Genomic DNA, 508 nt, shown 5'->3' on the forward strand with positions numbered 1-508 from the left:
CGAACCGGAGATCGACGTGGATAAGCCAGAGCCCCGGCTGGCAGAACACGCACGCCCGCCCGCCGAAACAACTCAACGAAAAGCGAAACGCGGCTCAACCGAATCGCGACGGTGGATCAGGGCTCAGGTCACCATCCCCGCCCCCGCCCCCGCGGGAGCCGCCCCCTACGACAGCGTCAGTGCGGGCGGAAGCCAGTCGTTGGCGCTGGCCTCGGACGGCACAGCCTATTCGTGGGGGCTCAACACCTACGGCCAGTTGGGTAACGGTACGACCACGAAAAGCAACGTCCCGGTAGCGGTGACGATGCCTCCGGGAGTGACGTTCACCAGCGTCACCGCGGGCTTTTTCCATTCGTTGGCGCTGGGCTCGGATGGGAAAACGGGAATGCTGAAGCTTCAGTTGACTCTGGGACTGCTTTGATCTGAGTGATCGGGGCAGGAAGGATGAAGTCATGCCGGTGAAGTTTTCAGAGGAGTTCAAGCGCGACGCGGTCGCTCTGGTCCTCAC

The 508-nt window shown here is 62.8% G+C and carries 1 pseudogene; it reads left to right on the forward strand.

What is annotated here, in order from left to right:
- A pseudogene (locus WFM69_RS19310) lies at positions 1-421 on the forward strand (RCC1 domain-containing protein); the annotation flags it as partial.
- Positions 422-508: the final 87 nt, after the last annotated feature.

This window comes from Microbacterium sp. LB12 (assembly GCF_037150835.1).
Classification (GTDB): domain Bacteria; phylum Actinomycetota; class Actinomycetes; order Actinomycetales; family Microbacteriaceae; genus Microbacterium.